The sequence below is a fragment of the Streptomyces sp. NPDC101160 genome, from assembly GCF_044768205.1.
Lineage (GTDB): Bacteria > Actinomycetota > Actinomycetes > Streptomycetales > Streptomycetaceae > Streptomyces.
Window position 1 is genome coordinate 87,632 of sequence record NZ_JBIWPJ010000004.1, and the last position, 21,924, is coordinate 109,555.

Consider the following 21,924-nt stretch of genomic DNA (forward strand, 5'->3'; position numbering starts at 1 on the left):
CCGCGCGGCGCGAGCTAGCGTGCGTCGACCACCAGGCTGGTGTCGAACGGGTCGTCGTAGGACGAGTCCGAGTGCTCCGGAGCGTTGACGACGGCCACGATCATCAGGGCCAGGAACACGGCGCTGATGAGGATGCCGACCGAACCCAGGACGACCCCCGCCATCGCCATGCCCCGGTTCGTCGCCTCGCCGCGCGAGGCCTTCTTCAGGCCGATGATGCCGAAGATCAGCGCGAGGATGCCGAGCAGCACGCCGAAGCCCCACATGCAGAAGCCGGCGACGGCGATGATGCCGAGCACCATCGAGGCCGTGCCCATGCCGTTGGACGGGGCCGGCTGGCCCCAGCCGGGCTGTCCGTAGCCGCTGCCGTAGCCGCTCGACCCGTAGCTGGGGTACGGGGACGCCGGCGGGTAGCCGTAGCCGGGCTGCTGCGCACCGGCCGGCGAGGTCGCCGGAGTCGTCGGGGTCGGGTAGCCGAAGGCGCCGCCGGGCGCGACGGGCGGCGGCGGGAGCTCCGCGCCGGGCATCGAGACGACGGTCTGCTGGTTGTGCACCGACGCGTCGTTCGGCGCGGGTGCCGGAGGCGTCGCGGGCGCGGGCTTGCTCAGTTCGACGCCGTCCTGGTTCGGCGGAGCCCACGGGTCCACCGGCTGGTCATGGTTCTCGGACATGGGCCTCCCCCATCGTGGTCACGCCATGCTACGGCCTCCCTCTTTTCGCGGACCCTGCCGGGGCGGCCCGGCCTACCATGACCCGATGACCGACCTGCATTCCTTCATCGCCGGGCTTCCCAAGGCCGAGCTGCACGTGCACCACGTGGGCTCCGCCTCGCCCCGGATCGTCTCCGAGCTGGCCGCCCGCCACCCGGACTCCAAGGTTCCGACGGACCCCGACGCCCTCGCCGACTACTTCACGTTCACGGACTTCGCCCACTTCATCGAGGTCTACCTCTCCGTCGTGGACCTCGTCCGCACCCCGGAGGACGTCCGGCTGCTCACCTTCGAGGTGGCCCGGGACATGGCCCGGCAGAACATCCGCTACGCGGAGCTGACCATCACCCCCTACAGCTCGACCCGCCGCGGCATCGACGAGCGCGCGTTCATGGCGGCGATCGAGGACGCCCGCAAGGCGGCGGAGGCCGAGCTCGGCGTCGTGCTGCGCTGGTGCTTCGACATCCCCGGCGAGGCGGGCCTGGAGGCGGCCGAGGAGACCGCACGCCTGGCGGTCGACCTGCGTCCGGAGGGCCTGGTGTCGTTCGGCCTCGGCGGCCCGGAGATCGGCGTGCCGCGTCCGCAGTTCAAGCCGTACTTCGACCGCGCCCGGGCGGCCGGTCTGCGCTCGGTGCCGCACGCGGGCGAGACGACGGGCCCGCAGACGGTCTGGGACTCGATCCGCGAGCTGGGCGCGGAGCGCATCGGCCACGGCACCAGCTCGGTCCAGGACCCGGAGCTGCTGAAGTACCTCGCCGAGCACCGGATCGCCCTGGAGGTGTGCCCGACGTCGAACATCGCCACGCGCGCGGTAGAGCGCCTGGAGGACCACCCGATCAGGCAGATGGTGGACGCGGGCGTGCTCGTGACCATCAACAGCGACGACCCGCCGATGTTCGGCACCGACCTGAACAACGAGTACGCGGTCGCGGCCCGTCTCCTCGGCCTGGACGAGCGCGGTCTGGCCGCGCTCGCGAAGAACGCGGTGGAGGCGTCGTTCCTGGACGAGGCCGGCAAGGCCCGCCTGACCGAGGAGATCGACACGTACACGGAGCAGTGGCTGGCGCGCTGAGCCGCTGCCGGCGACCGCGCGCCAGCAGAATGGGGTCATGGATCCCGTCACTGTCGTAGGCCACCGCGGCGACCCCTATCGCGTCCGCGAGAACACCGTCCCGTCGGTCCTGTCGGCGTTCCGGCGGGGCGCGGACGCGGTGGAGGTCGACGTCCGGCTCACCAAGGACCGCGTGCCCGTGCTGCTGCACGACGACACCCTGAAGCGCCTGTGGGGACACGACCGCCCGCTCTCCTCCGTCACCGTGAACCAGCTGAAGGAGCTGACGGCGGACGGCCCCCACGGCGCGGTGCCGACGCTGCGCGAGGCGCTCGTCGCGGCCGGCGCGCACCGGCTGATGCTGGACCTGCCGGGCGGTGACGCGGCGTCGGTGCGCGACATCATCGGCACGGTCCGCGAGTGCGGCGCGGGCGACCAGGTCTACTACTGCGCGGGCGGCGCGGCCATGCTGGACGTACGGGCGGCCGACCCGGGTGCGGAGATCGCGCTGACCTGGAACACGCTGGCGCCGCCCCGGCCCGTGCTGCTCGACGTGGTCCGCCCGAGGTGGCTCAACTACCGCTTCGGACTCGCGAGTCGGGAGCTGGTGGAGCGGGTGCACCGGGACGGCCTGCTGGTCTCGGTGTGGACGCCGGACACCCGCCGGTGGATGCGTAAGCTGATCCGCCACGGGGTCGACTCGATCACGACCAACCGCATCGACGCGCTGGTCTCCGTGCGGGAACGCGAACGGGAACGGGAACACGGGGCTTGACGGGTATACGGGGGATACAAGGGATACGGGGCCGGGGCAGGCGGACGCTTCGGGAGCTGCGGTCCTGGTGGGAGGCCCATCCGTGGGCCGTGGACATCGGCATCGCGCTGCTGGTGCAGGCGGCGGTGACCATGCCGTTCGTGGTGCCGCGCGGGCCCGAGCTCGAACCGGCGACCTGGCCGGCGTACGGGCTGACGACGCTCACCGTCGTCCCGCTGGTGTGGCGGCGGCGGGCGCCGCTCGCGGTGCTGCTCGCCGTCATGGCGGCCAGCGCGCTCTACAAGCTCGCCCTTGAGGGACCGGGGCAGCCGCTGCCGTACACGGGGCTGCTCAGCCTCTACACGATCGCCGTGCTCTCCCCGCCGTGGAAGCGGCTCGTGTCGGGGCTCCTGATGCTGGTCGCGGTGCCGGTGTCGGTGTGGCTCAACACCCAGTCGGTGCGCGAACTGACCTTCTCGCTCTTCGTGTTCGGCGCCGCCTACGCCTTCGGGCGGCTCGCGGACGCCCGGCAGCGGGCGCACCGGGTCGAGGCGGAGCAGGCCGCGGCCCGCGAACGGGCCAGGATCGCCCGGGAGATGCACGACATCCTGTCGCACGCGGTGAGCCTGATGATCGTGCAGGCGGAGGCCGGGCCGCTCGCGGTGCGGGCCGCGCCCGCGCGGGCCGAGGCGGCCTTCGAGGCGATCTCGGCGACCGGCCGCGACGCCATGGTCCAACTGCGCCGGATGCTGGGCGTGTTGCGCGACGAGCAGGACTCCGCCGGGTCGTCGCCGCGCGCGCCGCAGCCCGGTCTCGGCGAACTGCCGGAGCTGCTCGCGCGGGTGCGCGGCGGCGGGCTCGACGTGCGGTACGCGACCGAGGGCGCCGAGCGGCCGCTGCCGGAGGCGACCGGGGCGACCGTCTTCCGGATCGTGCAGGAGGCGCTGACCAATGTGGTCAAGCACGCCGGGGCCCGCTCGGTGGCGGTGCGGCTCGGGTACGGGCCCGGCGGGTTGGAGGTCCGGGTGACGGACGACGGGCGCGGGCCGCACGGCGAGCCGGCCGCGGGCTCCGGAGGCCACGGGCTGCTCGGGGTGCGCGAGCGGGCGGCGGCGCACGGTGGCACGGCGTCGGCCGGGCCGGGCCCGGACGGGCGGGGTTTCGAGGTGCGGGCAGTGATTCCCTGGGAGGCGGGATGACGATCCGGGTGGTCGTGGCGGACGACCAGGAGCTGGTGCGCAGCGGTTTCGCGCTGATCCTGGACGTGCAGGCTGACATCGAGGTGGTCGCGGAGGCCGGCGACGGGGCCGCGGCGGTCGAGGCGGTGCGCCGGCACTCCCCCGACGTGGTGCTGATGGACATCCGGATGCCGGTGATGGACGGCATCGAGGCGTGTCGGACGATCTCCGCCGAGTCGGCCTGCCGGACGGTGATCCTGACGACCTTCGACACCGACGAGTACGTGTACGAGGCGCTGCACGCGGGCGCCAGCGGCTTCCTCCTGAAGGACGTGCGCCGGGACGACCTGGTGCACGCGGTGCGGGTGGTCGCGGCGGGCGAGGCGCTGCTCGCGCCGACGGTGGCGCGGCGGCTGGTGGAGCAGTACACCTCGGCGCCGGCGGCCGGCCCGCGCCGCGTCGATCCGCGGCTCGACGCGCTCACGACCCGGGAGCGGGAGACGCTGCTGCTGCTCGCGCGCGGCCTGTCGAACGCGGAGATCGCGGCGGAGCTGGTGGTGAGCGACCACACGGTGAAGACGCATGTGGGGAACGTGCTGGCGAAGCTGGGGCTGCGCGACCGGATCCAGGCGGTGATCTGCGCGTACGAGACGGGCCTGATCACGGCGGGCGCTCCCCCGGCCGGGGGAGCCTGAGGCCGGGCGGCTCCCCCGCGCGGGCGAGGAGTCGGGGCGGCGAAGACCGCCGGTGCGGGCGATCCGTGGATCGCCGCTGGTCAGCAGGATGGAGTCATCGAGAACGGCCCGTCCGAACCACGGAGTTGACCATGAAGAACACCACCCGCACGCTGCTCGCCGCCGCCCTGGTCCTGGGTGTCGCGGCGGGCCCGCTGGCCCTCCCGGCCGCCGCGGCCCCGGCGCCCGCCGCCACCGCCGCCCAGGCGCCCGCCGACCCCAGTGGTCTCGCGTCGGTGATCGCGAACCTCCCCTCCAAGGACGCGACGGCGGCGCTGGTCCGGGTCGGCGGCACCGAGGGCGCCTGGCAGGGCAGCGCCGGCGTGCACGACCTGCGCACCAACCGCCCGGCCGATCCGGCCGGCCGCTTCCGGGCCGGTTCGGTCACCAAGGTGTTCACCGCGGCGGTCGTCCTCCAGCTCGCGGCCGAGGGCCGGATCGACCTGGACCGCCCGGCCCGCGCGTACCTCCCGGAGCTGATCCCGGCGAAGTACGACGAGGTGACGGTGCGCCAGCTGCTGAACCACACGCACGGCATCCCGGCGGCCGAGCTGCCCGGCGACACGGTCGAGGAGTGGTACGCGAGCCGCTTCGTCACCTACGACCCGCGCGACCTGGTCCGGAAGGCGACCGCGCAGCCGCGCGAGTTCGCGCCCGGCACCCGGCAGCACTACCTGAACATCGGCTACACGATCGCCGGGCTCATCGTGGAGCGGGTGACGGGCGACTCGTACGAGCACCAGGTGGCCGTACGGATCCTCCGCCCGCTCGGCCTGCGCGACTCCTACTTCCCCGGCACCAGCCCGCGGATCGAGGGCCCGCACAACCACGGCTACCAGGTCATGAAGCTGGACGACGGGACGACCGGGCTGCGGGACGTGACGGCGTGGGGCCAGACCTCGGCCTGGGCGGCCGGTGACCTGATCTCGACCACCGCCGACCTGGAGCGGTTCACGCGGGCCCTGTTCGCGGGCCGGGTGGTGCGCGGACCGCTCCTGGAGGAGATGTTCACGCTGCCGAAGGTGGCGGACCTCGAGAGCGGCGACCCGGCCGCGTACTCGGTCGGCCTCTCGATGAAGAAGCTGGGCGGGCGCGAGGTGTGGGGCAAGACCGGTGGCCGCTACGGCTACAACACGGCCATCGCCTCGACCCGCCACGGCGAGCGCACCCTGGTCTACAGCGTCAACGCGACGGACGCGAAGGGCGAGGGCATGAACAAGGTGGCCATGGGCCTCATGCTGGCGACGTTCGGAACGCCGTCGGCGTGACCGCCTCCAGGCGCTTGATCAGCCGGCGCACGACGAGCAGCGGCAGGATGCCGAACACCCCGAACGACATGTCGATGACCGACCACCAGAAGGGGATGCCGCGGACCGGCCCGCAGATCAGGGCGAGGGGGATGATGCCGACGCAGGCGATCATGCCGAACTCGATCACCCAGATGTTGCGGACCGGGTCACGGTAGGGCCCGTAGAACGCGACGGCGATGACGAGATGCGCGAACGCCAGCCAGTCGGTGCCGTAGAGCAGGTACGGCGCCTGCGCGTCGGCCCCCTCGACGCCGCTCCGCACCCGGTCGAGCCACTCGACGAGCACCGGGAAGGCGTCGCCGACGGGCGCCGCCCACGAGGCCAACGCCTCGTGGGCCAGGCGGAGTTCGGTGACCAGCGGGAACGCGGTGGCGCCGCTGAGCACCAGACAGACGATGAAGACGACCAGCCAGACGCGGATGCGCTTGAGGAGGGCTCTGGGCCCGTTCGTGTCGCTCATGACGGCAGCGTACGCCCCTCATGAACACGTTCAAAAACCACCCCCGACCTGCGTACCCGGCCCTACGCCCTCGCCGTCACCTTCCCCGCCCCCTCCCCGTCACCTTCCCCGCCACCGTGTGCGACACGGCCGTCGCCCCCGCCGCTATCGCGAGCCCGGCCACCACGTCCCTGGCCCGCGTGGGCCGCAGCACCCCGGCCCTGCGCAGCCGGCCGCGCGCCCAGAGAGTGAAGGGGATGACGAGGAGCGGCGAGGTGACCGAGCCCGGGGTGACCCCGCGTACGGCGGCGGCCTGCGCGAGGTGGACCAGGCCGTGCAGCCCGAAGCCGTTCAACGCGCCCTGGTAGAAGGCGGATCGGCCGCCGGAGCGGGCGCCGGTGACGGCGGCCGCTCCGACGATCGTGGCCATCACGGCGACGGCGGCCCGGAATTCGCGGTCGTCGACGGAGCCGAGGGCCTGCCACACCCGCTCGGGCACGGCGGGAAAGCGCTCGCGCAGCCGCGGCAGGTTCTCCCGCATCCAGCGGGGACCGAAGACGACCTCCTCGGCGTCGTGCAGCGCCCAGGCGGCGAACAGCCCATACGTGACGAGGGCGTTGGGGTTGGGGTCGGAGTCGGGGTTGGCGAGATCGTTGTCCATACCCCGCCAACTCACAGGCCGACGATCGAGTTCCACCGCTTCGCGAACTCGGCGCGCTCCTCCGGCCGAATGTCCCGCGCGATCTGGAGCCGCTTGCGCATCACGTCGTCCGGGAAGATCAGCGGGTCCTCGGCGAGCGCGGCCAGCTCCTCGTCGCCGGAGTCGGCGAGCACGTCACGGGCGGCGGGGACCGGGCAGACGTAGTTGACCCAGGCGGCGAGCTCGGCGGCGACCTCGGGCTCGTAGTAGTAGTCGATCAGCCGCTCGGCGCTGGCCTTGTGCTCGGCCAGGTTGGGGATCATCAGGGACTCGGCCCACAGTTCGGCGCCCTCCTCGGGCACGACGAAGGCGATGTCCGGGTTGTCGGCCTGGAGCTGGATGACGTCGCCGGAGTAGGCCTGGCAGGCGAGCACGTCTCCGGTGGAGAGGTCCTTGATGTAGTCGTTGCCGGTGAAGCGGCGGATGTGCTTCTTCCGTACGAGCCCCTCGATCCGCTCGCAGACCCGGTGGAAGTCGTCGGCGGTCCAGCGGGTGATGTCGACGCCGTCGCCCTGCATGAGCAGCGCGAAGGACTCGTCGAGCCCGGACAGCAGGGTGACCCGGCCGCGCAGGTCGCCGGCCCACAGCTCCTTGGTGGAGCGGATCTCCCGGCCGAGCTTCCTGCGGTTGTACGCGATGCCGGTGATCCCGGACTGCCAGGGCACCGAGTGCAGCCTGCCCGGGTCGAAGGAGGGCGTGCGCAGCAGCGGGTCGAGGTGCTTGGCGACGTTGGGCTGCCGGTCGCGGTCCATCTCCTGGACCCAGCCGAGGCGGACGAAGCGGGCGGCCATCCAGTCGCTGATGACGACGAGGTCGCGGCCGGTCTGCTGGTGGTTCATCAGGGACGGGCTGATCTTGCCGAAGAACTCGTCGTTGTCGTTGATCTCCTCCGTGTAGCGCACGGAGATCCCGGTCCGCTTCGTGAAGCCGTCCAGGGTGGGCCGCTTCGACTTGTCCCGGTCGTCGGTGTCGATGTAGAGCGGCCAGTTGGCGAAGGTGAGCCGCCGGTCCCGCGCGGACAGGTCGCGGCCGGCGCGGTCGCCCGGCTCGACGTACGCGGGCGGCACCCCGCACCCGGCGAGGAGCGCCGCGGCGCCGGTACCGCCGAGCCCGCGCAGCAGCGCGCGGCGCGACATGGTCTTCCTGGACGTCCTGGTCGTCTTGGTCACCCGTACAGCTTTCCGGCGGGCGCCGGCCAGGGGCAATGGACGCTCCGTCGACCCGACGGGCGCGGCCCCGACACCCTGTCGATCAAGGTGCCGGGGCCGCGCGGGGGCCGGTCGGATCAGCCGAGGGACGTCATCACGTGCTTGATGCGCGTGTAGTCCTCGAAGCCGTAGGCCGACAGGTCCTTGCCGTAGCCGGACTTCTTGAAGCCACCGTGCGGCATCTCGGCGACGAGCGGGATGTGGGTGTTGATCCACACACAGCCGAAGTCGAGCACCTTGGACATGCGCATGGCGCGCGCGTGGTCCTTCGTCCAGACCGAGGAGGCCAGGGCGTACTCGACGCCGTTGGCGAACTCGACGGCCTGGGCCTCGTCGGTGAAGGACTGGACGGTGATGACGGGGCCGAAGACCTCGTTCTGGATGATCTCGTCGTCCTGCTTGAGGCCGGAGACGACGGTCGGGGCGTAGAAGTAGCCCTTGTCGCCGACCCGGTGGCCGCCCGCCTCGACCTTGGCGTGGGCCGGGAGGCGGTCGATGAAGCCGGTGACCTGCTTCAGCTGGTTGGCGTTGTTCAGCGGGCCGTAGAGCACGTCCTCGTCGTCCGGCTGACCGGTCTTGGTCTCGGACGCGGCCTTGGCGAGCGCGGCGACGAACTCGTCGTGGATGGACTCGTGGACGAGCACGCGGGTGGCCGCGGTGCAGTCCTGGCCGGCGTTGAAGTAGCCGGCGACGGCGATGTCCTCGACGGCCTTGGCGATGTCGGTGTCCTCGAAGACCACGACCGGGGCCTTGCCGCCGAGCTCCAGGTGGACGCGCTTGACGTCCTTGGACGCCGACTCGGCGACCTGCATGCCGGCCCGGACCGAGCCGGTGATGGAGGCCATCGCCGGGGTCGGGTGCTCGACCATGGCCTTGCCCGTCTCGCGGTCGCCGCAGACGACGTTGAAGACGCCCTTGGGGACGATCGAGCCGATGATCTCGGCCATCAGGACCGTCGACGCCGGGGTGGTGTCGGACGGCTTGAGGACGACCGTGTTGCCCGCGGCGAGGGCCGGGGCGAACTTCCACACGGCCATCATCATCGGGTAGTTCCACGGCGCGACCTGGGCACACACACCCACCGGCTCGCGGCGGATGATCGAGGTCATGCCCTCCATGTACTCGCCGGCCGAGCGGCCCTCGAGCAGCCGGGCGGCACCCGCGAAGAAGCGGATCTGGTCCACCATCGGCGGGATCTCCTCGCTCGCGGTGAGCGCGACCGGCTTGCCGGTGTTCTCGACCTCGGCGGCGATGAGCTCCTCGGCCCGCTCCTCGAAGGCGTCGGCGATCTTCAGGAGCACCTTCTGGCGCTCGGAAGGCGTGGTGTCACGCCAGGCGGGGAAGGCGGCCGCGGCGGCCTCCATCGCGGCGTCGACGTCGGCCTGGCCGGAAAGGGGGGAGGTGGCGTACACCTCGCCGGTGGCCGGGTTGATCACGTCGATCGTGCGGCCGTCGGCCGCGTCCCGGAACTCCCCGTTGATGTAGTTGCGCAGCCGGCGCAGCTCGGTGGTCACTTGCCACCCCTCCTGTCACGTTCTGTCTCCGCACTGCGTCGTGCGGTGTCCCGATGGGCGAGACACCCCAGCCTAATCGGTTCACTGACGCTTTCAACAGCCCCGACCCCCCGCAACTTCGGATTCAGCATGATCGAGACCCGAGAACAACGAATTTCATCGATCTGGGGTTGCCAGACGGACGAGGTTCGGTGCACAGTGAAGTCGTGGCCAGTCAAAGCACCCACTCCAGAACCGGAACCGGTTCGTCCCCGACGATCGATGCCGTCTCCCTGGCGATCATCGAACAGCTCCAGGAGGACGGCCGCCGCCCCTACGCCGCCATCGGCAAGGCCGTCGGCCTCTCCGAGGCAGCAGTGCGGCAGCGCGTCCAGAAGCTGCTCGACCAGGGCGTCATGCAGATCGTCGCCGTCACCGACCCGCTCACCGTGGGTTTCCGTCGGCAGGCGATGGTCGGCATCAACGTCGAGGGTGACCTGGATCCGGTCGCGGACGCTCTGACCGCCATGGCCGAGTGCGAGTACGTGGTGATGACCGCGGGCTCGTTCGACCTGATGGTGGAGGTCGTCTGCGAGGACGACGACCACCTCCTGGATGTGATCAACAAGCGCATCCGCACCCTCCCCGGGGTGCGCTCCACCGAGAGCTTCGTCTACCTGAAGCTCAAGAAGCAGACCTATATGTGGGGAACCCGATAGCCGTGAGCCAGGACCTCTCCAAGACCGCCTACGACCACCTGTGGATGCACTTCACCCGCATGTCGTCGTACGAGAACAACCCCGTCCCCACCATCGTCCGCGGTGAGGGCACCTACATCTTCGACGACAAGGGCAAGCGCTACCTCGACGGCCTCGCCGGCCTGTTCGTGGTGAACGCCGGTCACGGCCGCCAGGAGCTCGCCGAGGTCGCGTACAAGCAGGCCCAGGAGCTCGCGTTCTTCCCCGTGTGGTCGTACGCGCACCCCAAGGCCGTCGAGCTCGCCGAGCGTCTCGCGGGCTACGCCCCGGGCGACCTCAACAAGGTGTTCTTCACCACCGGTGGCGGCGAGGCCGTCGAGACCGCCTGGAAGCTGGCCAAGCAGTACTTCAAGCTCCAGGGCAAGCACACCAAGTACAAGGTCATCTCGCGTGCGGTCGCCTACCACGGCACCCCGCAGGGCGCCCTGTCGATCACCGGCCTGCCGGCCCTGAAGGCCCCCTTCGAGCCGCTGGTCCCCGGCGCGCACAAGGTGCCGAACACCAACATCTACCGCGCCCCGATCCACGGCGACGACCCCGAGGCCTTCGGCCGCTGGGCCGCCGACCAGATCGAGCAGCAGATCCTCTTCGAGGGCCCCGACACCGTCGCGGCCGTCTTCCTGGAGCCGGTGCAGAACGCCGGCGGCTGCTTCCCGCCGCCGCCCGGCTACTTCCAGCGCGTCCGCGAGATCTGCGACCAGTACGACGTGCTGCTCGTCTCGGACGAGACGATCTGCGCCTTCGGCCGCCTCGGCACGATGTTCGCCTGTGACAAGTTCGGCTACGTGCCGGACATGATCACCTGTGCCAAGGGCATGACCTCGGGCTACTCCCCGATCGGCGCCTGCATCGTCTCGGACCGCATCGCGGAGCCGTTCTACAAGGGCGACAACACCTTCCTGCACGGCTACACCTTCGGCGGCCACCCGGTCTCCTCGGCCGTGGCCCTGGCGAACCTCGACATCTTCGACAAGGAGGGCCTGAACCAGCACGTGCTGGACCAGGAGGGCAACTTCTTCTCGACGCTGCAGAAGCTGCACGACCTGCCGATCGTCGGCGACGTCCGCGGCAACGGCTTCTTCTACGGCATCGAGCTCGTCAAGGACAAGGCCACCAAGGAGTCGTTCAACGACGAAGAGGTCGAGCGCGTCCTGTACGGCTACCTCTCCAAGGCGCTGTACGACAACGGCCTGTACTGCCGCGCCGACGACCGTGGCGACCCGGTCATCCAGCTGGCTCCGCCGCTGGTCGCGGACCAGTCCACGTTCGACGAGATCGAGCAGATCCTCCGCACCACCCTCACCGAGGCGTGGACGAAGCTCTGAGCTGATCCCGTAGGACCTCACGCCGCCCTCACGGCGTGACCACGGCCCGGGCATGCCGCCATCCGAGTGGATGACGGGGTGCCCGGGCCGCGTGCTGTCCGTACGACCCGATGCGAATCCTTACGGTGCCCAGTGACCCACCGGCCCGTAGCGTCGTTCCCCCGTCCAGGGGAACGGACACTGTTTTCGGCTTCGACATTCGAGGTGTACGCGATGGCCCCACCGGACAACGACGTGCTCTGGGCGCGTTCCCTGCGCTGCGCGCTGGGCGGGCGCGAGGGCGCCACCGACGTGCTCACCGGCGTCTCCGTCGGCGTGCGCGAGGGCGAGATCCTCGGCGTCACCGGCCCCCGCGGCAGCGGCAAGACCACCCTGCTGCGCTGCCTGTCCGGCCAGCTCGTCGCCCAGGAGGGCGAGGTCTGGTTCAACAGCGCCCCCGTCCACACCCTCAACCGCGCCCAGCGCGAACGGCTGCGCCGCGACCGCTTCGGCTGGATCGACCCCGAGCCCGGACTCGTCCCCGAGCTCACCGGCTGGGAGAACGCCGCCCTCCCGCTCCTGCTGCGCGGGATCTCCCACCGGGCGGCGAAGACCACGGCGACCGAATGGCTGGAGCGCCTCGACATCGGCGCGGCCGCCCGCAAACGGCCGGCCGCCCTCCCGCACTCCCAGCGCCAGCGCATCGCCATCGCCCGCGCCCTCGTCACCGCCCCCACCGTCCTCTTCGCCGACGAGCCGACCGCCGCCCTGCACCGCGCCGACGGCGCGCAGGTGCTGCGCACCCTCACCGCGGCCGCCCGCTCGCACGGCATCACCGTGCTCCTCGCGACCCACGACCCCGAGGTCGCCGCGCTCGCCGACCGCACGGTCGCACTTCTCGACGGACGCCTCGCCGGCTCCGTACCGCCGGCCACCGGGGCGGAGGGCGTCACCGCGTGCTCGCTCTCCGTCTAGTCCGCGGGACCCACCCGGTCGTCCAGCTCCGCCGTCTCCTCGTCGCCGCGGCCGCCGCCGGGGTGGGCTTCCTCCTGCTGTGCGCCCTCGGCTACGCGGTCGGCCACCCGGCCGGCTCCGCCGAGGCCGTGCTTCGCCTGCTGTGGTGCGTGCCGCCGCTCGCCGCGACGGTGCAGTTCGCCGTGGCCGTGGCCCGTACCGACCCCAGCACCCGGCCGCGCCCCGGACTCTCCGCGATCGGTCTCGGCCCGGCCCGCCTCACCGCGATCGCCGCCGCCTCCACGGCCGTCGCCTGCACCCTCGGCTCCGCGCTCGCCCTGCTGTTCTACCTCCACCTGCGCGGCGACATCACGGGCCTGCCCTTCGACGGCGCCGCGGCCGGTCTCCTCGCCGCCGACCAGCCCCTCCCGCTGGCCGCCGCACTCACCCTCCTGGCGATCCCGCCGGTCACGGCGGCGACGGCCGCGGGCCTGTCCCTGCGCCCCCGGAAGGCACGCACGGAGGAACCGTCCCCGGTCTCCGCCGTCCCCTGGGGCGTCTCCCTCCTCGCGGTGGGCCTGGCCGTGGAGACGTACGCGGCCCGGGGCAGCGGCAGCGGAGTGCTGGCGGGCTGGTTCATCACCACGGTGGGCCTCGCCCTGATGGGCCCCGGCCTCACCCACTGGTGCGGCGCCCTCCTCCAGACGGTCCGCCCCGGCGCGGTCCGCCTCCTCGCCGGCCGGGTCCTCATGGACGAGTCCCGGCGCCTCGGCCGCCCTCTGGGCGTCGTCTGCGCGGTCGGCTCCGCGGCGATCGCGGTGGTCACCGCGTACGACGGAGCGGCCCTCGGCCCGCTGACCTGGCTCGGCGTCACCGTCGTCGTCGGCTGCACGACGGCCACGCTGTTCACCGCCGCCCTGGAGTCGAAGCAGTCCCGCACCCACACCACCGAGGCCCTGCGCCGTCTGGGCGCGCCGCCGACCGTGCTGCGCACGACGGCGCTGCTGCGGGCGGGCGCGCTGCTCGCGGTCTTCGTCCCGCTGACCTGTGCCGTCGGCGTCCTGGCGGCGGTCCCGCTGCGGGGCTGACGGCCGCCCGACCCGGTGCGTAGCGCCTCTCCGCCGCGCGGCGGAGCGGCTGCCGACCGCAGGCTGACGCGGTGCGGGCAGGCCGCGCGCGAGGCTCGGGCCATGACCGTCATGTCTATGAAGAACTGGCCGGCCTGGGCCGGCCGCGCCGCCCTCGCCTGGTCCCTGCTGTACGCGGCGGGCGCGGCCCTCGCCGCCGCCACCGGCCCCGCGTTCGGTTACGCGCTGCTCGGCAAGGGAACCGGCACGGGCGCCGAGACGGCGACGGCCGGACTGTACGCGGCTGCGGCCGTCCTCGCGTACGTCATGCCGAGGCGGCCGGCCGGCCGATGGCTCCCGGTCGCCGCGTGGGGTGTGGTGGGCCTGTGCCTGTCCTCGGGCTTCGGCTTTCTGCTCGCCCCGATGCACCTGCTGTTCTTCCTGTCGCGCAATCAGCCGCCGGTGGACTGGGCGGCCCTGGCCAACCAGGGCGTCGCCGTCCTCGGCGCCGTGCTGTGGGCGTGCGCGGCCCTCGCCCACCGCCGCCACCGCCTCGGAACCTGCCCGCACTGCGGCGGCCGTGCCCCTGCCGTCCCGGCGGACGCCCGGCGCACGGGCCTGGTCGCGGTCGCCGCGCTCGTCCCGTACACGACCCTGAAGACGGCGTGGGCACTCGGCCTCACCCCCGGCTACACCGGCACCGGACGGCCCGGCGCGGACCCCACGTACACGAGTGATCTGGGCCTGTGGCTGTACGACCACGGCGTGGACGTCACCGCCGTCCTGGCCCTCGTCGGCATGTCCCTGGCGCTCGCCCTGACCCGCCCCTGGGGCCGCCGGCTCCCCCGCCCCGTGCTCCTCGCCCTCGGCTGGGCGGGCGCGGGCGCCCTGGCCCCGTTCGGCCTCTTCCTGGTCGTCATCGGCCTCCTGACCTGGGCGGGCCTCATCACCACCGCCGCCATCCCCGACCACGCGCCGTGGGTGGTCGCGGTCGCCTACGGCGGCTTCTGCCTCTTCGGCCTGGCCCTCGGCCGCGCGACCCGGCTCTACCAGCGGGCGACGCGGAAAAACTGCGCGCGCTGCCGAGCCCGTCCGGGTGAGAATCCGGGGCGATGACGAGAGTGACGGACGTGTTCGTGTGCGCGGGGTGCGAGACGGTGCTGACGGTGCCGGTGGCGCGGGTCCCGCTCCCTCCGGAAGCCCACCACACCTACGGGCACGAGTTCATGCCTCCGCTGATGGCACCGGGCACGTACGCGGTCGATCCGCTGCCCTCGGGACCTCCGTACCGCGCGTGGGAGGAGGTCTCGGAGGCGGAGGCGGCGGCCCAGGGGGTGTTCGCGCCGGTCCACGGAGTGTCCTTCGGGCCGCGCGGCCGGGTCGTGATCGCGCCGGGAGACGTCCGCGGCACCGTGCTGGTCCCCGAGCAGTGCAACGCGTACTGCTGCTGTGGCATCGCGGGCGGGCCCGAACCCAACATGGCGTGCGCGGCGTGCCTGCTGCCGGTGGGTTCCCGAGAGGACGACTGCGGGCTGTGGTCGGCCGTGTGGTTCGAGCCGCACGCGGTGCGCCGCGTGTCCACCGGCGCTCCCGCTCCCGTACGGGAGTCGGAGCGGCTGTCCCCGATCGATCCACGCGGCGGCTGGAACCCGCGCTGGGAGGCGGCCGCCGGCGCGGCCCTGGCCCATCTGCTGGCCGCCTCGGGCGGCGGGCCGCTGACCCTGCCCGGCGGGCTCGTCACCCAGGTGTTCGGCCCAGCGGTGAAGACGCTGCTGCCGGCCGAGGGCCCGGTCAGGCGGGTCGGCCTCGCCGGTCCGGGGGTGCAGGCCGACGGCCTCGACATCGCGCTCGTCCCGTACGGCACACCGCCGCCCGGCGACGTGGCGGCCGTGCCGCTGGCCGACGGGGCCTGGGCGTGGCTGGCTCTGCCCGGAGAGACCCGGCCGATACCGGCGTCCGGCACGCTGCCGGGCGGCGTGCTGCGGGACGATTATCCCCTGCCGGACCACCCCTGGCGCGTCCTCCGGCCCGACCGCGGCGCCTTCCTGTACACGCTGGCCCGCCTGCCCGGGGTGCGTTCGCCGTGGCTGCGTGCGCTGTACGACCGGGCGCGGACCGCCCCGTACGGCTCCGTCTTCTAGTCGGCGTCCAGCACCACCACGTCCTCCGCGTCGAACACCACGTCCACCTCCGCGCCCTCCTCCGGAACGTCCCGCAGCGCGAACTCCGCCTCCAGGGGCGGGCCTTCGGACGGACGGAGGGTGACGGCCACGTGGTTGCCCCGGAACGTCACCGTCTCGACCCGGCAGGCCAGGCCCTCGCCCGTGCCGGCGAGGCGGACGCCCGCCGGGCGGACGAGGAGGCGGCGCTCGCCCTGGGGGGAGCCGTCGGGGACCGGGATCTTGCCCCAGACGGTGGTGGCGGCGGCGCCGCTCACCGTCGCCGCGACCACGTTGTCGAAACCGAGGAAGCGGGCGACGAACTCGGAGGCGGGGCGCTGCCAGACGTCGAGGGGGGTGCCGGACTGGGCGATGCGGCCGTCGCGCATGACGACGACCCGGTCGGCGAGGGCGAAGGCCTCGCCCTGGTCGTGGGTGACGGCGAGCACGGTGGTGCCCAACCGGCCGAAGAGCCTGCGGAGTTCGACGACGAGACGTTCGCGCAGGCCCCGGTCGAGCTGGCCGAGCGGCTCGTCGAGCATGAGCAGCCGGGGGCGGGGCGCGAGCGCGCGGGCGAGGGCGACGCGCTGCTGTTCGCCACCGGAGAGGGCGGAGACGGCGCGGCGCCCGGCGCCGGGAAGGCCGACCAGGTCGAGCAACTCGGCGACCCGGGCCGCCTGTTCGGCCTTGGACGCGCCGCGCATGCGCAGCCCGAAGGCGACGTTGCCGGCGACGTCGCGCTGCGGGAAGAGCTGGTGGTCCTGGAACATGAGGCCGACACCGCGCCGGTGCACGGGCACGCCGGCCTGGTCGGCGCCCCCGAGCGACACCCGTCCGCCGTCGAGCGGCTGGAGTCCGGCGACGGCGCGCAGCAGCGTGGACTTGCCGCTGCCGCTCGGCCCGAGCACGCACACGATCTCGTGCTCGGCGACCTCCAGGTCCACCGCGTCGAGGACGGCACGGTCCCCGAAGCGCACGGTCGCCGCGGTCAGCGTCAGCATCAGAACTCCCCCGAGGTCCGGTCGGAGCGCAGCCGTTCGAGGAGCAGCAGGGACACCGCGCACACCACCATGAGAATCGTCGAAAGGGCCATGGCCTGGCCGTAGTTGAGCTCGCCCGGCCGGCTCAGGAGCCGGGCGACCGCGACCGGCAGGGTCGGGTTGTCGGGGCGGGCGATGAAGACCGTCGCGCCGAACTCGCCGAGCGACACGGCGAAGGCGAAGCCGGCGGCAATGAGCAGCGCCCGCCGCACGAGCGGCAGGTCGACCTCCCGCCACGCCCGCCGCGGCGACGCCCCGAGCACGGCCGCGGCCTCCCGCAGCCGCTCGTCGACGGCCCGCAGCACTGGCAGCATGATCCGTACGACGAAGGGCACGCCGACCAGGGCCTGCGCGAGCGGTACGAGGATCCAGCTGGCCCGCAGGTCGAGCGGCGGCTCGTCGAGGGTGATGAGGAAGCCGAAGCCGACGGTGACGGCGGACACCCCGAGCGGCAGCATGAGCAGCGCGTCGAAGCCGCGCACGAGCCGGCCCGCGCGCCTGGTGAGCGCGGCGGCGGCGAGGCCGCCGATGACGACGGCGATGCCGGTGGCGGCGAGCGCGTACTGGAGCGAGTTGACGATGGTGTCGGTCATCGGCACCAGGAAGGTGCCGTTCTCGTCGACGGACTGCAGCGCCCGGTAGTAGTCGAGGCCGTAGCCGCCGGGCGTGGCGAAGGAACGTTCGACGAGAACGCCGAGCGGCGCGAGGATCAGCAGCGCGACGGAGAGCAGCACGCCGCCGAGCAGCGCCCACTGCCCGGCGCCGCGCGGCCGGCGCGCGGTCCGCTCGGCCGGCACCAGCTTCAGCGCCGTCTCCCGGCGCCGTACCGTCCGCGCGTGCACGGCGAGGACCGCGCCGACCATGACGAACTGCACCATGGTGAGCACGGCGGCGGTGGACAGCTGGAGCCGGTCCGCGGTCTGCCGGTAGATCTCGGTCTCCAGCGTGGAGTAAGCGGGGCCGCCGAGGATCTGCACGATGCCGAAGGAGCTCGCCGTGAACAGGAAGACCATGAGCCCGGCGGCGGCGACCGACGGCGCGAGCGCGGGCAGCGTCACCGTCCGCCAGGCCCGCCAGCGGGAGGCGCCGAGGACCCGGGCGGCCTCTTCCTGGCGCGGGTCGAGCTGGGACCAGAGGCCGCCGACGGTGCGGACGACGACGGCGTAGTTGAAGAAGACGTGGGCGAGGAGGATCGCCCACACACCGGTGTCGAGCCGGACGCCCCACCACTCGTCGAGCAGGCCGCGGCGGCCCACCAGGGCGAGGAACGCGGTGCCGACCATGACGGTGGGCAGCACGAACGGCACGGTGACGACCGCGCGCAGCAGCTTCTTGCCGGGGAAGTCGAACCGGGCGAAGACGTACGCGCCGGGCAGCGCGACGAGCAGGGTGAGCGCGGTGGAGGCGAGCGCCTGCCACAGCGTGAACCACAGCACGTCGAGGATGTCCGGCCGGCTCAGCGTCTCGCCGAACCGGCCGAGCTCCCAGTGGCCGTCGGGCCGGAGCCCGCGCTCGACGATCGAGACGACGGGCCAGGCGAAGAACACCGCGAAGAACGCGACGGGCAGCACCATCAGCCCGAGCCGCGTCGCGCTCTGCCTGCGGCGGGCGACTACTTCAGGACGAGCGAGGTCCACTGCTGGATCCACTGGTCACGGTTGTCGGCGATCTTCTTCGGCGCCATCGTCTCCGGCTTGTCGACCACCACGCCGTGCTTGGTGAACAGCTCCGGCAGCGACGCGTCGTTCGCGACGGGGTTGACGAACATCTGCAGCGGCATGTCCTCCTGGAACTTCTTGGAGATCATGAAGTCGATGAGCGCCTTGCCGCCCTCGGGGTTCTTCGCCCCGTTCAGCAGGCCCGCGAACTCGATCTGCCGGAAGCAGGTGCCGGTGGACACACCGGTCGGCGCGACCTTCGGCTGCGGCTCGGAGTAGAGCACCTCGGCCGGCGGGGAGGAGGCGTACGACACGACCAGCGGCCGGTCGCCCTTGGCCTTCTTGCCGCCGGACGAGCCGGAGAACTCCTGGTTGTAGGCGAGCTCCCAGCTGTCGACCGTCTTCACGCCGTTGGCCTTGAGCTTCTTCCAGTAGTCCTGCCACCCGGCGTCGCCGTACTTCGCGGCCGTGCCGAGGAGGAAGCCGAGACCCGGGGAGGACCGCTCGGGGTTCTCGACGACGAGCAGGTCCTTGTACGCCGGCTTCGCCAGGTCGTCGAAGGTCTGCGGCGGCGCGAGCTTCCTGTCCGCGAAGTACTTCTTGTCGTAGTTGACGCAGATGTCGCCCGAGTCGACCGGGGTGACCCGGTGCTCCGCCTTGTCCAGCTGGAACGCATCGGGGACGCGGTCCAGGCCCTTCGCCTCGTACGAGGTGAAGATGCCGTTGTCGAGGGCGCGGGACAGCAGCGTGTTGTCGACGCCGAAGAAGACGTCGCCCTGCGGGGCGCCCTTGGTCAGGATCTCCTTGTTGACGGCCTCGCCCGCGTCACCGCTCTTGAGCACCTTGACCGTGAATCCGGTCTCCTTGGTGAAGGCGGCGAGCACCTCCTTGGAGGCGGCGAAGGAGTCGTGGCTGACGAGCGTGACGGTCTTCGGCGCGGGGCCCTCGGCGGCGGGCTTCGCCGTGCCGCCGCCGCACGCGGCGAGGGTGGTCACGCCGAGCGCGCTGACGAGCGCGACGGCGGCCATCTTCTTGATGCTCACTGGTTTTCCTCCTGGGGGTGACCAGGAAGAGACGCGGCCCTGCCCGCGACCGGGAAGACCGGGCGCGGGCAGGGCGCAACAGCTCGAGTTACGACCGAACTTCCTACCCAGAATGACCTGGGCGAGGTTCAGAGGGTCTGCGGCCTGACGGTGCCGCACTCTCAGCGCTGTGGCGCTCCCCTGTCGGAATATGCATTTGTGTTCGAGCTCAGACTACAAGGTCAGCGTTCCGCCGCGGCGAGCTGTCCACAGGCGCCGTCGATCTCCTGTCCACGGGTGTCGCGGACGGTGACCGGTACGCCGTGGGCGGCGATGGCCTCGACGAACGCCTTCTCGTCCTCCGGCCGGGACGCGGTCCACTTGGAGCCCGGGGTCGGGTTCAGCGGGATCAGGTTGACGTGCACCCGCTTGCCCTTGAGCAGCCGGCCCAGCAGGTCGCCGCGCCACGCCTGGTCGTTGATGTCCCGGATCAGGGCGTACTCGATGGAGATCCGGCGGCCGGACTTCTCCGCGTACTCCCACGCCGCGTCGAGGACCTCACGGACCTTCCAGCGGGTGTTCACGGGCACCAGGGTGTCGCGCAGCTCGTCGTCCGGGGCGTGCAGCGACACGGCGAGGCGGCACTTGAAGCCCTCGTCGGCGAACCGCAGCATCGCCGGGACCAGGCCGACCGTGGAGACGGTGATGCCGCGCTGCGACAGGCCGAGGCCGTCGGGCTCGGGGTCGGTGAGCCGGCGGATGGCGCCGACGACCCGCTTGTAGTTCGCGAGCGGCTCGCCCATCCCCATGAAGACGATGTTCGAAAGCCGGGCCGGGCCTCCGGGCACCTCGCCGTCGCGCAGCGCGCGCATGCCGTCGACGATCTGGTGGACGATCTCCGCCGTGGACAGGTTGCGGTCGAGCCCCGCCTGGCCGGTGGCGCAGAACGGGCAGTTCATGCCGCAGCCGGCCTGCGAGGAGATGCACATGGTCACCCGGTCCGGGTAGCGCATGAGCACCGACTCCACGAGCGTGCCGTCGTGCAGCTTCCACAGCGTCTTGCGGGTCGTGTCGTCGTCGCACGACACGTGCCGCACCACCGACATCAGATCGGGCAGCAGCTCGCCGGCGAGCTTCTCGCGCGAGCCGGCCGGGATGTCGGTCCACTCGGCCGGGTCGTGCGCGTACCGCGCGAAGTAGTGCGTGGACAGCTGCTTGGCGCGGAACGGCTTCTCGCCGATCGCGGCGACGGCCTCCTTGCGCTCGGCGGGCGAGAGGTCGGCGAGGTGCCGCGGGGGCTGCTTGGCTCCGCGCGGGGCGACGAAAGTGAGTTCTCCGGGCTTCGGCATGGTCCTACCAGTGTCGCAGACGATTCCGGCGAGGCCGCGCCCCGCGAATCGGCCGATCGCACAATTGGCCGATCACCCGCTCGATGATGTTGGGTGTCCATGCCAATGGATCATGATCAGGTCATCGGAGGACTCGGTATGAAGGCAGTGGTACGGGGGGCCGCCGTCGCGGCGGTGCTGGCGCTCGCGCTGACGGCGTGCAAGGACGGGAGCACGACGGCGGGAGGCACACCGGCGGACCGGTCGACGGTGGAGGCGCCCGCCAAGGGAGGCCAGGAAGGCGGCGCGTCGTCGGCTCCCGCCGACCAGCAGAGCATCACGCCGAACTTCCCGCCGGTGACGATCAACGCGACCGACATGCACGCCGCGCTCCCGAGCGACGGCAGCCTGGAGTCCATGTCCAGCGGCGAGAGCATCGTGGGCCAGGGCGCCGACGTCCTCAAGGGCTGCGCCCAACTGACGAAGACGCCGTGCGCCGCCGGGGCCGAGGTCATCGGGCACAAGGACATGGAGTCGCGCAACCCGGACGGCGCGCGCGTCGAGTTCAGCCTCATCACCTTCTCCTCCGCGGCCGAGGCCGCCGCGGAGACGAAGACCCTCGCGGAGGCGAAGCGGAAGCCCGGTGAGGGGGACGAGCACCCGGTGCAGTCGCTGACGATGGACACCGGCGCCGAGGAGACCCAGGCGTTCCAGCACGACAACAGCATCCACGTCGTCATGCGCGTCGGCTCCGTCGTGGCCTACGTCATGACGAGCGACACCACGCCCGAGAACACGACGTACGCGGCGAAGCTCCAGATCGCCCGCGTACAGGCGGTCGCGGCCGGGCTCAACCCGGACCGCGGCTGACCGACAGGCGGTACGGGCCTGCGCGAAGGGCCCCCGGCCCGCACCCGAAGGTGCGGGCCGGGGGCCCTTCCGCGAACCCGGGGGAACCGCCGGTCAGCCGCTGCCCACGAACAGCACGAGGAGCAGCCACACCACCGGCGCCGTCGGCAGCAGCGAGTCCAGACGGTCCATACTGCGTCCATATGCG

Annotated in this window: 20 protein-coding genes, 1 pseudogene and 1 riboswitch; of the genes and pseudogenes, 12 read left to right on the forward strand and 9 right to left on the reverse strand. The window is 72.2% G+C overall.

Annotation, left to right across the window (positions count from 1 at the left end; translation table 11 throughout):
- Positions 1-14: 14 nt before the first annotated feature.
- A complete protein-coding gene (locus ACIRSU_RS13420; RefSeq protein ID WP_403791632.1) occupies positions 15-671 on the reverse strand; it encodes a DUF4190 domain-containing protein in 657 nt (218 codons plus the stop codon).
- A gap of 85 nt (positions 672-756) precedes the next feature.
- Here ACIRSU_RS13420 and ACIRSU_RS13425 point away from each other — a divergent pair, with 85 nt between their 5' ends.
- From ACIRSU_RS13425 to ACIRSU_RS13445, 5 genes and pseudogenes are all read left to right on the forward strand, one after another.
- Entirely contained in the window at positions 757-1,782 is a 1,026-nt protein-coding gene (locus tag ACIRSU_RS13425) for an adenosine deaminase (protein ID WP_403791634.1), read from the forward strand.
- 37 nt (positions 1,783-1,819) lie between these two features.
- On the forward strand, positions 1,820-2,536 hold the full coding sequence (locus ACIRSU_RS13430; protein ID WP_403791636.1) for a glycerophosphodiester phosphodiesterase: 717 nt from the start codon (positions 1,820-1,822) through the stop codon (positions 2,534-2,536).
- A gap of 131 nt (positions 2,537-2,667) precedes the next feature.
- Positions 2,668-3,714 carry a sensor histidine kinase gene (locus tag ACIRSU_RS13435; RefSeq protein ID WP_403792532.1) on the forward strand — a complete coding sequence of 349 codons (1,047 nt, stop codon included), beginning with the start codon at positions 2,668-2,670 and terminating at the stop codon, positions 3,712-3,714.
- Positions 3,711-4,417: pseudogene (locus ACIRSU_RS13440) on the forward strand (response regulator); the annotation flags it as partial. The gene ACIRSU_RS13435 and the pseudogene ACIRSU_RS13440, both read left to right, overlap by 4 nt.
- Before the next feature lie 102 nt (positions 4,418-4,519).
- Positions 4,520-5,695 (forward strand): serine hydrolase domain-containing protein, encoded by a 1,176-nt coding sequence (locus tag ACIRSU_RS13445; protein WP_403792534.1) that lies wholly within the window; start codon positions 4,520-4,522, stop codon positions 5,693-5,695.
- Here the strand turns inward: ACIRSU_RS13445 and ACIRSU_RS13450 are convergent.
- The 4 genes from ACIRSU_RS13450 to ACIRSU_RS13465 form a co-directional block, all read right to left on the reverse strand.
- Complete coding sequence (locus tag ACIRSU_RS13450; RefSeq protein WP_403791637.1) at positions 5,661-6,197, reverse strand: hypothetical protein; 537 nt, start codon at positions 6,195-6,197, stop codon at positions 5,661-5,663. The genes ACIRSU_RS13445 and ACIRSU_RS13450 overlap by 35 nt on opposite strands.
- A gap of 76 nt (positions 6,198-6,273) precedes the next feature.
- On the reverse strand, positions 6,274-6,837 hold the full coding sequence (locus ACIRSU_RS13455) for an HXXEE domain-containing protein (RefSeq protein ID WP_403791639.1): 564 nt from the start codon (positions 6,835-6,837) through the stop codon (positions 6,274-6,276).
- A gap of 11 nt (positions 6,838-6,848) precedes the next feature.
- Positions 6,849-8,012, reverse strand: a complete 1,164-nt coding sequence (locus tag ACIRSU_RS13460; RefSeq protein WP_403792536.1) for a PotD/PotF family extracellular solute-binding protein — start codon at positions 8,010-8,012, stop codon at positions 6,849-6,851.
- A 149-nt stretch (positions 8,013-8,161) separates the two neighbouring features.
- Positions 8,162-9,598 carry a gamma-aminobutyraldehyde dehydrogenase gene (locus ACIRSU_RS13465; RefSeq protein ID WP_403791641.1) on the reverse strand — a complete coding sequence of 479 codons (1,437 nt, stop codon included), beginning with the start codon at positions 9,596-9,598 and terminating at the stop codon, positions 8,162-8,164.
- 206 nt (positions 9,599-9,804) lie between these two features.
- Between ACIRSU_RS13465 and ACIRSU_RS13470 the strand changes: the two genes are divergently transcribed.
- The 6 genes from ACIRSU_RS13470 to ACIRSU_RS13495 all read left to right on the forward strand — a co-directional run bounded on the left by ACIRSU_RS13470 (position 9,805) and on the right by ACIRSU_RS13495 (position 15,801).
- Complete coding sequence (locus ACIRSU_RS13470; protein WP_403791643.1) at positions 9,805-10,296, forward strand: Lrp/AsnC family transcriptional regulator; 492 nt, start codon at positions 9,805-9,807, stop codon at positions 10,294-10,296.
- Positions 10,281-11,660, forward strand: a complete 1,380-nt coding sequence (locus ACIRSU_RS13475; protein ID WP_403791645.1) for an aspartate aminotransferase family protein — start codon at positions 10,281-10,283, stop codon at positions 11,658-11,660. Before ACIRSU_RS13470 ends, ACIRSU_RS13475 begins: the two co-directional genes overlap by 16 nt.
- Positions 11,661-11,873: 213 nt before the next feature.
- The gene (locus ACIRSU_RS13480) at positions 11,874-12,614 is read left to right on the forward strand and encodes an ABC transporter ATP-binding protein (protein ID WP_403791648.1); all 741 of its coding nucleotides are present in this window, start codon (positions 11,874-11,876) and stop codon (positions 12,612-12,614) included.
- Complete coding sequence (locus ACIRSU_RS13485) at positions 12,596-13,681, forward strand: hypothetical protein (protein ID WP_403791650.1); 1,086 nt, start codon at positions 12,596-12,598, stop codon at positions 13,679-13,681. The genes ACIRSU_RS13480 and ACIRSU_RS13485 overlap by 19 nt, the downstream gene beginning before the upstream one ends.
- Positions 13,682-13,783: 102 nt before the next feature.
- A complete protein-coding gene (locus ACIRSU_RS13490) occupies positions 13,784-14,776 on the forward strand; it encodes a hypothetical protein (protein WP_403791652.1) in 993 nt (330 codons plus the stop codon).
- The gene (locus tag ACIRSU_RS13495; RefSeq protein ID WP_403791654.1) at positions 14,773-15,801 is read left to right on the forward strand and encodes a hypothetical protein; all 1,029 of its coding nucleotides are present in this window, start codon (positions 14,773-14,775) and stop codon (positions 15,799-15,801) included. The genes ACIRSU_RS13490 and ACIRSU_RS13495 overlap by 4 nt, the downstream gene beginning before the upstream one ends.
- Here the strand turns inward: ACIRSU_RS13495 and ACIRSU_RS13500 are convergent.
- The 4 genes from ACIRSU_RS13500 to rlmN form a co-directional block, all read right to left on the reverse strand.
- Positions 15,798-16,820 carry an ABC transporter ATP-binding protein gene (locus ACIRSU_RS13500; RefSeq protein WP_403791655.1) on the reverse strand — a complete coding sequence of 341 codons (1,023 nt, stop codon included), beginning with the start codon at positions 16,818-16,820 and terminating at the stop codon, positions 15,798-15,800. The two genes, ACIRSU_RS13495 and ACIRSU_RS13500, sit on opposite strands and share 4 nt — an antisense overlap.
- The gene (locus ACIRSU_RS13505; RefSeq protein ID WP_403792537.1) at positions 16,820-18,433 is read right to left on the reverse strand and encodes an ABC transporter permease; all 1,614 of its coding nucleotides are present in this window, start codon (positions 18,431-18,433) and stop codon (positions 16,820-16,822) included. Before ACIRSU_RS13505 ends, ACIRSU_RS13500 begins: the two co-directional genes overlap by 1 nt.
- A gap of 38 nt (positions 18,434-18,471) precedes the next feature.
- Entirely contained in the window at positions 18,472-19,545 is a 1,074-nt protein-coding gene (locus ACIRSU_RS13510) for a thiamine ABC transporter substrate binding subunit (protein ID WP_403792539.1), read from the reverse strand.
- A gap of 97 nt (positions 19,546-19,642) precedes the next feature.
- Positions 19,643-19,752: riboswitch (TPP riboswitch) on the reverse strand.
- A 29-nt stretch (positions 19,753-19,781) separates the two neighbouring features.
- Positions 19,782-20,888 carry a 23S rRNA (adenine(2503)-C(2))-methyltransferase RlmN gene (rlmN, locus tag ACIRSU_RS13515; RefSeq protein ID WP_403791657.1) on the reverse strand — a complete coding sequence of 369 codons (1,107 nt, stop codon included), beginning with the start codon at positions 20,886-20,888 and terminating at the stop codon, positions 19,782-19,784.
- Between the two features lie 138 nt (positions 20,889-21,026).
- On the opposite strand from rlmN, the gene ACIRSU_RS13520 reads away from it, so the two are divergent.
- Positions 21,027-21,737, forward strand: a complete 711-nt coding sequence (locus tag ACIRSU_RS13520; RefSeq protein ID WP_403791659.1) for a hypothetical protein — start codon at positions 21,027-21,029, stop codon at positions 21,735-21,737.
- Positions 21,738-21,924: the final 187 nt, after the last annotated feature.

Coding starts and splice junctions, on each gene's coding strand:
- ACIRSU_RS13420 (WP_403791632.1), bottom strand. CDS start 671: ATGTCCGAGAACCATGACCAGCCGGTGGACCCGTGGGCTCCGCCGAAC.
- ACIRSU_RS13425 (WP_403791634.1), top strand. CDS start 757: ATGACCGACCTGCATTCCTTCATCGCCGGGCTTCCCAAGGCCGAGCTG.
- ACIRSU_RS13430 (WP_403791636.1), top strand. CDS start 1,820: ATGGATCCCGTCACTGTCGTAGGCCACCGCGGCGACCCCTATCGCGTC.
- ACIRSU_RS13435 (WP_403792532.1), top strand. CDS start 2,668: ATGCCGTTCGTGGTGCCGCGCGGGCCCGAGCTCGAACCGGCGACCTGG.
- ACIRSU_RS13445 (WP_403792534.1), top strand. CDS start 4,520: ATGAAGAACACCACCCGCACGCTGCTCGCCGCCGCCCTGGTCCTGGGT.
- ACIRSU_RS13450 (WP_403791637.1), bottom strand. CDS start 6,197: ATGAGCGACACGAACGGGCCCAGAGCCCTCCTCAAGCGCATCCGCGTC.
- ACIRSU_RS13455 (WP_403791639.1), bottom strand. CDS start 6,837: ATGGACAACGATCTCGCCAACCCCGACTCCGACCCCAACCCCAACGCC.
- ACIRSU_RS13460 (WP_403792536.1), bottom strand. CDS start 8,012: ATGTCGCGCCGCGCGCTGCTGCGCGGGCTCGGCGGTACCGGCGCCGCG.
- ACIRSU_RS13480 (WP_403791648.1), top strand. CDS start 11,874: ATGGCCCCACCGGACAACGACGTGCTCTGGGCGCGTTCCCTGCGCTGC.
- ACIRSU_RS13490 (WP_403791652.1), top strand. CDS start 13,784: ATGACCGTCATGTCTATGAAGAACTGGCCGGCCTGGGCCGGCCGCGCC.
- ACIRSU_RS13495 (WP_403791654.1), top strand. CDS start 14,773: ATGACGAGAGTGACGGACGTGTTCGTGTGCGCGGGGTGCGAGACGGTG.
- ACIRSU_RS13500 (WP_403791655.1), bottom strand. CDS start 16,820: ATGCTGACGCTGACCGCGGCGACCGTGCGCTTCGGGGACCGTGCCGTC.
- ACIRSU_RS13505 (WP_403792537.1), bottom strand. CDS start 18,433: ATGGTGCTGCCCGTCGCGTTCTTCGCGGTGTTCTTCGCCTGGCCCGTC.
- ACIRSU_RS13510 (WP_403792539.1), bottom strand. CDS start 19,545: ATGGCCGCCGTCGCGCTCGTCAGCGCGCTCGGCGTGACCACCCTCGCC.
- rlmN (WP_403791657.1), bottom strand. CDS start 20,888: ATGCCGAAGCCCGGAGAACTCACTTTCGTCGCCCCGCGCGGAGCCAAG.
- ACIRSU_RS13520 (WP_403791659.1), top strand. CDS start 21,027: ATGAAGGCAGTGGTACGGGGGGCCGCCGTCGCGGCGGTGCTGGCGCTC.